This window comes from Microcoleus sp. F4-D5 (assembly GCF_036704885.1).
Taxonomy (GTDB): Bacteria; Cyanobacteriota; Cyanobacteriia; order Cyanobacteriales; family Microcoleaceae; genus Microcoleus.
In genome coordinates this window covers 22,652-32,756 of the sequence record NZ_JAUBSX010000081.1, presented here as the reverse complement: position 1 = coordinate 32,756, position 10,105 = coordinate 22,652, and the positions used below count along the sequence as shown (strand labels likewise).

The 10,105-nt window shown below is 44.3% G+C and carries 7 protein-coding genes and 1 pseudogene; 4 read left to right on the top strand and 4 right to left on the bottom strand.

The genetic code is table 11. The features are described 5' to 3' along the window. Positions 1-87: 87 nt before the first annotated feature. Positions 88-924, top strand: coding sequence for a phytanoyl-CoA dioxygenase family protein (locus QUA80_RS27380; protein ID WP_333428130.1), 837 nt, complete (start codon positions 88-90; stop codon positions 922-924). A 327-nt stretch (positions 925-1,251) separates the two neighbouring features. On the opposite strand, the pseudogene QUA80_RS27375 reads toward QUA80_RS27380, so the two are convergent. Beyond that, positions 1,252-2,101: pseudogene (locus QUA80_RS27375) on the bottom strand (IS630 family transposase). A gap of 186 nt (positions 2,102-2,287) precedes the next feature. Between QUA80_RS27375 and QUA80_RS27370 the strand changes: the two are divergent. Together QUA80_RS27370 and QUA80_RS27365 are read left to right on the top strand one after the other, a co-directional pair. Next, positions 2,288-2,476: a DUF433 domain-containing protein gene (locus tag QUA80_RS27370; RefSeq protein WP_333428129.1), complete on the top strand. Its 189-nt coding sequence runs from the start codon at positions 2,288-2,290 to the stop codon at positions 2,474-2,476. A 101-nt stretch (positions 2,477-2,577) separates the two neighbouring features. After that, positions 2,578-2,700 (top strand): hypothetical protein, encoded by a 123-nt coding sequence (locus QUA80_RS27365; protein WP_333428128.1) that lies wholly within the window; start codon positions 2,578-2,580, stop codon positions 2,698-2,700. 494 nt (positions 2,701-3,194) lie between these two features. Here the strand turns inward: QUA80_RS27365 and QUA80_RS27360 are convergent, their stop codons facing one another. The 3 genes from QUA80_RS27360 to QUA80_RS27350 all read right to left on the bottom strand — a co-directional run bounded on the left by QUA80_RS27360 (position 3,195) and on the right by QUA80_RS27350 (position 9,059). Next, a complete protein-coding gene (locus QUA80_RS27360) occupies positions 3,195-4,874 on the bottom strand; it encodes an AarF/ABC1/UbiB kinase family protein (RefSeq protein ID WP_333428133.1) in 1,680 nt (559 codons plus the stop codon). A gap of 552 nt (positions 4,875-5,426) precedes the next feature. Further along, complete coding sequence (locus QUA80_RS27355) at positions 5,427-7,655, bottom strand: ATP-binding protein (protein ID WP_333428127.1); 2,229 nt, start codon at positions 7,653-7,655, stop codon at positions 5,427-5,429. Positions 7,656-8,183: 528 nt separating this feature from the next. Then, positions 8,184-9,059 (bottom strand): hypothetical protein, encoded by an 876-nt coding sequence (locus QUA80_RS27350; RefSeq protein ID WP_333428126.1) that lies wholly within the window; start codon positions 9,057-9,059, stop codon positions 8,184-8,186. A 178-nt stretch (positions 9,060-9,237) separates the two neighbouring features. Here QUA80_RS27350 and QUA80_RS27345 point away from each other — a divergent pair, with 178 nt between their 5' ends. Next, a complete protein-coding gene (locus QUA80_RS27345; protein WP_333428125.1) occupies positions 9,238-9,783 on the top strand; it encodes a LeuD/DmdB family oxidoreductase small subunit in 546 nt (181 codons plus the stop codon). Positions 9,784-10,105: the final 322 nt, after the last annotated feature.

Below are 10,105 nucleotides of genomic sequence, written 5' to 3'. Positions count from 1 at the left end.
AATGAATGAGGTAGAATGTTGGTATCATTATTTTTGAGATAGGCAAGCGTGTAACAATTATGCTGCCTATCTTTTTTGAGCAGCGGATTGGCTCAATCCTTACAAAGTATGGGTTTCAGGCTGGTTGTTACCCCCCCAGATTATAATGATGATATAGTCAATGAGAAATCATATTGGGAGAAAGGTTATGCAGTCTTTCGTGGTATATTCAATACCGAGGAAGTAGCAAACTTACAGCGAGAAGCCGATTGCATTTGGGGACTTGATTCAATAAATAAGAATAATCTCAGAGTTGAATTTAGAAAGTCTATATTGAATGAATATATTCCCGATCGGCTCGATCCAGTGTTGGATATTTCTCCGCTATTTTCAGAGATGGTTTCTAATAATCGATTACTGCATATAGTACAGGGCTTGCTGTCAAGAATTTTCATAAATGAGCAAGTACAAATTTTACGCTGTAAACTAATTATGAAAGAGTCAGGAACACCTGGATATACGTTGCACACAGATTATCCATATTGGAAATTTATTGGGTTAGATCCTAATCATTTTATTACTGTTTTTATAGCTATTGATGATGCAGATGAGGAGTCAGGAGCTCTTGCAGTATATCCTTATACTCATACGATGATTTTACCTGTAAACCCAAAAGACGAATTTGATATTGATGAGGAAGAGTTCAGCAAGTTGGGACTGGTCTCTATAATTCCAGAACTTAAGGCGGGCGACGTTCTAGCGTTTCACTCTCTCCTTGCTCACAAAAGTGGGATGAACCTTTCTTTACATTCTAGGCGTGTACTGCTTCCTACTTATGTTCCAGCTACATTTCAATCAGGAAAGGCTTACGATAAATATTATGAATGGTATATACAGTGTCGAAAAGCAATGCAAGATAGACCAGGTGGGTCTTTTTTAAAATAAGGTTCAGAAATTCAAGGTGTAGCTCCGAGGTGGGGTAAAGTTCTTCCTCTCAAAGTTCTAGGAGGTTTGACACAAAAAGGTAAGCCTTTAAGTCTGATAGATGTGGCGAGGGTGCATCTCTGTTTTGCAAATATATTCGTAGGGGCGAAGCATTTTATGCGCCAGATTTACCCGGACGTGCAGCCACAGGCGCTATCCTTTAGGAAGTACAGCAGTAAATTAAAGAAGCGATCGAATTTCACTTAGAAGGATTGCCAGAGGAGGATTTACCCATTCCCGAAGCAACTAGAATCTGTGACTATAGTCATTTCAAATAAAAAAGCGACACTATTGAGCGCAGTAGTCACAGATAAGTTCATCTAAAGATGTCCCAGGAGGAGCATACATTCTGGCTCGCTTGCTTGGCACTAAAATCGTGTTCAATATCGTTCAGGTCGGGAGAATATTTTGGGAGAAAAAGAACTTGATGCTCCGTTTCCTCTACCAGTTCTCGGATGGCTGTTTTTCGATGAATCGGTGCATTATCCATGATTAATATAGATGGCTCTGTCAGAGAGGGTAATAAATATAAAGATAACCACCCTTCAAAACCTTCTGCATTGAGGCTGCCCGTAAAAACCATTGGGGCAATTAAGTCCTTTTTTCCTTTCCTTCTTCCGGCTACTAGATTTTCTCTTTTCCCCCGTTTTCCTGACTTTTCACCCCAAATTTTTTTGCCTTTTTTTGACCAGCCATAAGCACAATCTTGAAACTCTTCAAATTCTGACTCATCAATAAAAACCCGACTTTGGCTTCCCGATACTTTAATCAAGTCTCGGAGATATCTGTAGTATTTCATTCTTGCTTCTGGGTTTCTCTCCTGGTAACGAAGTTCTTTTTTTTTTCGAGTAATTTTCATTTCTTTAAGAGCATAAGATATGGCACTTGGTCTTACTCCAAACTTCTTGGCTCTGTCGATTAATCTGGCATCTGGATTCTCTTTTACATCCTTTTCTAAGGCTTGACAATCTAGTTTTCTCTTACGTCTTTTTACCTTGGTGGCTGTAAGGTCTGTCCGACCCAGCCACCGATATATCGTTGCCCTTCCCACCTGAAAAAGTTCTGCTGCTTGAGCGATACGACCGCCCTTTTCTACATAATCTACTACTCTTGTTCTCAAATCAATACTGTAAGACATTTTCCTAGCAACTTCACTATTTTTATTCATTTTACCTCATTTTTAAATAGTCTCCTACTTATTTTAAATGACTATATGTATAAGCACAGTAATAGGGCAAAATATTTCATAAATTAAATCGGCAAAATTCAATAATAATAAATTTATGCTAGAATTAAATTCTAATTTTTAACCCCAAATTCACATATGCCAACTTTAACTGATATTGGCACCCTCATCATTTCCACACCAGAAACCTGTGGAAATCGCTCCCGCATCGCAGGGACTAAAATAACTGTTCAACGAATCGCCCTTTGGTACAAAATGGGGATGAAACCAGAAGAAATTATTGCAGAAATTCCCCACTTAAATTTAGCACAAGTTCATGCAGCATGAGCTTACTACTACGCCAATAAAGAGCAAATTGATGCTGATATTTCGACGGAAGAAGCTGACTGCGATCGCTTAGCTAATGAACATAAAGCGGAGAGTTAATCTTGAGCCAAATTCGTTTATGTTTAGATGAGGATATTCTGGAACGTTCCTTAGTCAAAGCGCTCCGAAATGCAGAGATTGATGTAGCTACAACTGCTGAAGCTAATAATCAGGCGTTGCACTGATGAAGAGCAATTAATATGGGCAACTACCCAAGGGCGAGTTATCTATACTTTGAATGTGGGAGACTGGGAGCATCTCACTTTTGCAGCCAAGCTAGAAATTGGATTTAGGAGTCCCGAGGCTGCGAGCCAGGAGAAAAGAGGAAGAAGGAAGAAGGAAGGAGCCAGAAGAACTGTTTTTACAAATATGAGATGCTCCCGGGAGACGGGAGACTTTTGTCGATTGCATAAAATTTATATGGAACAAGGTCAGGAAAATTAAGGAATTGTGATGGGCAGACAAAGTTATTCCATTGGGGAACAATTGCGAGGATTTTTGAGGTTAATTTTTGCAAAGTCAGCAGCAGAGACGATCGCTCAGCAAGAGTTTCTGGGAAATTATATTGACTAGCAATTTTAAATGCAGGAGACATCATGAGCCAAATTCGTCTTTCATTTAGTTCTTTAAAAGGACTAAAGTCCTGACTGCGAAGAGAATTCCTAATTACCAAGTATATTTATCGATCGACCATGCGATCGAGCTTTTCCCTAACCAACAAATCTACCAAGGATCGCAGCAAAAACAAGCCGCCGAATCCCGAAACCGCAAAAGCTGCGATCGCCCCCGTTTGATATCCGCCCAGCAGCAGCACAGCACCCGACAGAAACACAAAACCAGTCAGACAAGCAAAAATTAGAGTTTTCAGGGCTAAATTAATCCGTTTCAAGGCTCTTTCGCTCTCGATATTTCGCACTCTAATTTGCAACTCGCCATCTTCTATCCGCTTCTCTAAACGTTTGAAAAAAACTTCCGCTTTACTGGGCTGCTGCAACTTATATGTAATAAAACTTCGCGCTTGCCTTGCCAATTCTCCGATCGCATTTCCCCGCCCCTTGCTCACCGCAATACTCTTGACAAAAGGCTGAGCCGATGCTATGAAATTGTAGTGAGGGTCGAGAGTTCTAGCAATGCCGTCGAGAGTCGTCACCGACTTGACAATAAACATCATTTCTGCTGGCAAGCGAAACGGTTGCTGCTCGAACATGATATAAAGTTCGTTCTTAATTTCATTAAAAGCTTGAAAGTCGATCGGCTTATCAATAAACTTATCCAACAAAAAAGCAATCAGCCGGCGCACCGGCATCATATCCGGCATCGGCTCAACTAAACCCATACTAATTAAAGTATTGAGTACCTCGTCAGTATCCTTTCTCAGCACACCAAAAAAAGTCTTGACCATTTGGTCTTTAGCCAGAGACTTAACCTCAGCCATCATCCCAAAATCATAAAAAATCAAGCTGCCATCTTCTGTCACCGCCAAATTTCCCGGATGCGGGTCAGCTTGAAAAAAACCGTCAATTAACAACTGCTTCAAATAACAGCAAATTCCGAGTTGATTGAGCTTCGCAATATCTACTCCAATCGCCTCTAAACTAATGCGGTCATCTACCTTAATTCCTGGTGCGTATTCTACAGTCAGCACTTTTTTAGTCGTGTATTGCCAGTAGACTTTCGGCACAATAATCTGAGGATATTCTCGAAAATTATGGCTAAAGCGGTCGGAATTTTTACCTTCTTGCACGTAGTCAATTTCTTGATATAAAATCTTAAAAAACTCGTGATAAATAGATTCCAGGTCGTACTTGCGCGTCCCAGGCAAATAGCGATCGCAAAAACGCATCACTTGGCGCACCGCCTTCATATCCAAATCAAATAAACTTTCCAAACCCGGACGCTGCACCTTCACAATCACATCTTCCCCGGTGTGCAGCCTCGCTTTGTGCACCTGTCCCAGACTCGCAGCAGCGATCGGCGAGGGGTCAAAATCGCGGTACAAAGCATAAATATCCTTGCCTAACTCTGATTCTACAAGAGCGATCGCCTCTTCGGAACTAAACTGAGGAACCCGATCCTGCAACTGTTCGAGTTCCTTCACATACTCAAGCGGCAGCAAATCCGCCCGAGTCGAGAGAGACTGCCCAATTTTAATAAAAGTCGGGCCTAAATTCAGCAAAGTATTCACCAACCAATGAGCGCGAATTCTTCTAGTATGAGGAGAATTATTTTGCAGCAGTCCATCCCACCACAAAAAAAACATAAACTTTCCCGCCGCTGCAAAAACATCTATTTGTCGTGCCAGCGGCGAATATTTAGAACGTTGCCAACGCAGGGTTTTAGGTGCAGCTTTTATGAGCATAATAAGGGCGATCGATTTCCATGCACCGCGACAATTTTTAGATGACATTCCTGGACGCAAAAACAGGCTTGTACGACAAGATGCGTTGCAGGCTTTTGAAACAGTTAATAAACGCGGTTGCTTTAGTCAATACTGGGTGATATCATCTCCAGTTATACAATCATAATTAAGTTCGCCGTAAGGAATGCAAGTCTTTCAGTCTTGGACGCACGCTTTCCAAAAAACCAGGTTTCTCGCTGTCGCGAGCGAGCGTATATGACCAAATTACCTCAACAAACCGGGTTTTTGCGTCCAGGACTGTCCTGATTAATTCATAAATAGAGGACGATCGTACTTACTGCAAACACCGGCTAATTACGGGCAAATAACCCGACCTCATATAAGTCCTGGGAAAAATCAGCAATCGAGAATCGGCAATTTAGACGGGCAACCAGACAAACAATTCAAAAAGGAGGACTTGGTAGCGTTTGCAAATTTTCCAAATCTCCCTATAAACGCAAGTCTTCTCGTTTCGCCTGTTCGCTGCCAATTCCCACCAGCTTCTCCACCCAACTATTCTTCTAGATTACAAAGTTCCGCTGCAAATTGCGGCAGAGTCAGGGTAAAAGATGTGCGCCACAACTTGTCAGCTTCTGAACTTTCTGCCGGACAGCTAGACACATCAATAGTACCATTCAAATGCTGCACTAAACACTTTACTAGCGCCAAACCCAAACCCGTACCGGCGATAGCTTGGTCAGTAATGCCAGTACCGCGGCGGAACTTTTCAAAGATGTGGGGCAAATCAGCAGCAGAAATGCCTGGCCCCAAATTAGAAACGCTCAGGACTATACAGTCGGCCGCCTCAGACGCCTCGAAAACTACCGCCGTTCCAGAAGCCGAGTATTTTCCAGCATTTGTCAGCAGTTCCAGCAGCACCCGCTTGAGACTTTCCGGGTCGGTTTCTAAGCAAGGGGAAAACTTGGGCAAATCCACCTTCAGAGTCAATTCCTTATCGACCCACTGTTTCTCAAAATCCCCAGCTAAATCTTGAATTAAACGCTTGATATCGATTTTGAGTAGAGAAATAGGGACTTGCTGACGCTCAAACTGCTTGAGGGCCAGCAAATCGTTAATCAGAGCAGTTTCCTTAAACCACTGCTGTTCTAGAATGTCGAGATACTTAGCCCGACTCGCCAAGGGCCCTTCAGCTTGTTTGAGCATCAGAATCGCCAGCTTCATGATTGTTAAAGGGGTGCGCAACTCGTGACTCATAGTGCTGAGAAACTCGTCTTTAATTAGCTTCAATTTGCGCAGTTGCTCTAGTTGAATGGCAGATTGTTCGTACAGTTTCGCCTGCACGTCGAGACTTTGCTGCAACTGAGCGCTTCTGTCATCGACTAGGGTTTGCGCTTCCTTGAGCGTTTGAGTTTGGATAATCGCCCTGCTCGTTTGAGCGCCGACTAATTCTAGAACTTCCAATTCTTCAGGTATCCAAGCGCGCTGCTGGGAGTGCTGCAAAATCAAGAACCCCAAGACGGTTTCCTGGGAGCGATCGCCCGTGAGGGGAACCAACAGCATGGCGCGAATGCCTTCGAGTTTCAAGATTTCTGCGGTGCTCTGTTGTTCCTTGCCGATTAATTCGCCTGCGTCAGCGAGGGCGAGGGGTTTGGGTGCGCTGTGGAATGCTTTTTCGCACAAATTCGATTCCGACATCCAAAAAGCGGGAAAGTTATTTGGTTTTGAGTTGGGAGTTTTGGATTTAGAATTAGCAGTTTTCTCCTTATTTTTTGTTTTGGCTGTCGAGCTTTGTTTCGCCGCCTCGCTTTGTTCTCTTGCTTGTTTTATTTCATTTTTTGTCAAAACAGATTCGCAAACTAATACAATTTTTGCTTTGGGTGTTTGACTGGGGGCGGAAGGCTTTAAGATAGAGTCTGTATATTTCAACAGCAGGATTTGACCTCTATCTACTTCTAGGGTATCGACGGTATTTTCAATAACTTGTTGCAAAACTCGATCGATTTCGGAACTCGTATCGATCGATTTAGCAACCGATCCGATGAGATTTTTGTATTTAGTTTGTTGCTGTAACTGCTGATTTAAATTTGCAATTTCTTGATTTTTTTGAATCTGATAAATCGCGATGCCGATCGCGTCTGATGCTGTTTCAAGGCGCTGCCGATCGCCTGCCGACCACTCGTGAGGTTGCGACTTACCCACAATCATCATGCCATTTACAGCCCCTCCAAATCGCGCAGGTCCTGCCAAAATTGCTCGAAAAGGCAGCGGTGTCACAGGGGAATTGGGCGATGAAGGTGCCGGACTATCGAGATAGTCGGATATCGCCACTATCTCGCCGTCTGCTAGCACGTTTGCCAAGACTGGATGTTCGAGTGATATGCTAGGCGAGTTTAATTTTGTGGTTTGGAGGTGTTCCGGTGTAAGAGTTGAATCCGCTGCTGCACCGCCAGCATTTGGGCTATCGCTTGTATTTTGCCAGCAAGCATTGGGATTGACTACTTTCTGGTCAACTACAGCAGCAACCAAACAGAAATCTGCCTGACAAGCAACCCCCAAAGTATTTGCTATTTGCAGCAACAGGATTTCTCGATCGAAGCTGGTCGCGAGAATTTGGCAAATTTGTCGCCCGAGAAGGGCAGGATCGACCTGGTACTGCATAAGACGATCCAGAAATTTTTGGACTGATAGTGGTTCTGGGATTTGCGGTAAAAGCACAGTGCAAGACTCTAACGGCGATCTGTCGATCGAAGTAAAGTCTTGATTTCCCTGGCGATCGATCATGGCAACCAAGCCTTTATTCTAAGATGTTTGAGGCGGCTCCCGCTGCAAATAGAGAACCTATCCATAACTGTCGGCTTGACTGTTATGAGCCTGCTTTCTGTGTTTGCGCGGCCTGTCGGCGGGTCACTAGATATGTGGAAATATATCCAGATCTGACCGAGTTCTATTTTCCTGTTTTCTACCCTTCGATCTGTAGGGGATGAACTTTACCATCCTTTACCGGATCAGGAGAAATCCTATTCCCGCTAATTTTGACCGTTATGGTAGCATGAAGCTTTTCTAGAGACCGCTTGGTGATACCCCTCTCCTGACTCTGTGATGTTTCCTATTTAAGTTTGTGAGCCTAACAAATTTTTATTGTGATACAAATCTGCCGAGCGAGTGACGCCGATCGCAAAAATTCAAAATCAAAAAATTATCACTCATAACATATTTGAGAGTTTTCGAGTTTTTGCTCAAAAACTCATTTTTCACAACTCCTACAGCAGCCGAGCCAACTCTATTGTTAAATTTATCCGACTTAGGTGCTTACTTATTTTGTGCTTCCTGTTGGGCTTTATCGCTATTTTGGCGGTAAAGTACCGTCCGGTTCAGAGCCGTTGTGTAGCGGGGATGCTGGGAAGGCACGGCGGCCATCAAATCGGAAGCTTGCTGCCACTTAGCAGCTACGATTAACCAATCCTCGCGAGATTGAGCGGTTTTGCCGTCGGTGGCTGCTTGCGAGGCGACTCGCACTGCTTGTGCAAAAGAGTCAACAGCAGAATTAGCAGTATCCTGAGAAATTTTCAAAGCAGGTTTTGCCTCCCTTGGAGGGGCAGTGGCAACTGCTTGGGTTGTGGCTTGTGTGCTGTTTCGCACTTGGGAATTAAGCCCTTTGTAGATGGCGGCCGCTGCCCCCAGCAACAGCACGGTCAAGCTGATGCCACCGACGATACCGCGCTCAAATTGCCGCGGTTGCTGCATCGAGCGAGGTACAGCCATTCTCGGCAAAGCCCGCTTCCCTGCCAAAGCTTGGCGTTCTTGATGGGCGGTAGCCAAACGCTTAAACAAATTGGGCTTTCTGAGTTTAATTTCTTGAGACCACAACAGTTGATTCTCGGGATCGCGGCTAATTTCTTCGAGCCACAGCAGTTGGTGTTCTCGGACAAGCCGACTGTTGATGTTGACTCGGCGAATATTGCGGGGCGAAATACCCTCCAAAATTGCTCGGACTCGATCGACCAAACTAGACTGTTCGAGCTGTTGCGGTGTTGCAGCTTCGCACAGCAGTTGCAGCACCCCCTCAGCAAACACGGCTCTGGCCCTGACGCCTACCTGTGCGAGTTCGTCATTAAGGATTTGAATAATCGATGCAACCGAGCCCTCGCGAGCTTGTCGAGCAATGTCATCTATTGGATTCGCCATAAAACTATCTTGACGCTTAGCAATTTGTTAATTGTTAACCCAAAGTCTCGGATCTAATTTTTATTCATACAGGTTATCACTGACACTGCCAGGTTAAAATGAACAGATGCAAATCTTGCATACCGATCCACTTAAAATTATCACCACAGCATCGAGCGAGGCTAACAGGAAATAAACTATGGGTAAAGTAATTAGCGGTCAAATTTTTGTTGTAGACGACAACATCGATACAGATCAAATTATCCCTGCCGAATACCTGACCCTGGTTCCCTCGAAGCCGGACGAGTACGAGAAACTAGGCAGTTACGCGATGATTGGGTTGCCCGATCGCTACGGTAAGTTTATCGAATCCGGCGAACAGAAAACCCGGTATCCGATTATAATTGCCGGGGAAAATTTTGGCTGCGGTTCTTCGCGGGAGCACGCTCCGATCGCTCTGGGGGCCGCCGGCGTCACAGCGGTGGTGGCTTTGTCTTACGCGCGCATTTTCTTTCGCAATTGCTCGGCTACTGGCGAATTGTACCCGATCGAATCAGTCGATCGGCTGTGCGACTTGTTTGTAACGGGGCAAGAAGTGACGGTCGATTTTACAGCAGAGCAAATTATCAACCACACTCTCGATCGAACTTTCTCGCTCAAACCTTTAGGAGAAGTAGGCCCGGTAATAGATGCCGGAGGGTTGTTTAACTACGCGCGCCAAACGGGAATGATTGCTGCTAGCTAAACACTGCAAAGAAACCCGAAGGGCAACTGCGGGGGGATTGCCTGCAAAAACCGGGTTTCTTGATTTTGTTTGTATTGATGTCGGCCTACTTTAATTTTGAAAGTTAGTAGTGCCTGACAAGTAAACAAATTACGCAAGCGGATCATTTCTATTGACTTGTAGGGTACTCTACTACTTTCGTTATACGGCGGCGATCGAGTGTTTGAAATAGTAGAGTACCTTAATACTTGTGAGACTTGCGTAAGTCCTAAAGTAATTATACTTGCTAGAGTTTTGTGGGAACTCTGGCTTTGCTGAGCGAAGGTTTTGTGGGCTAGCGATC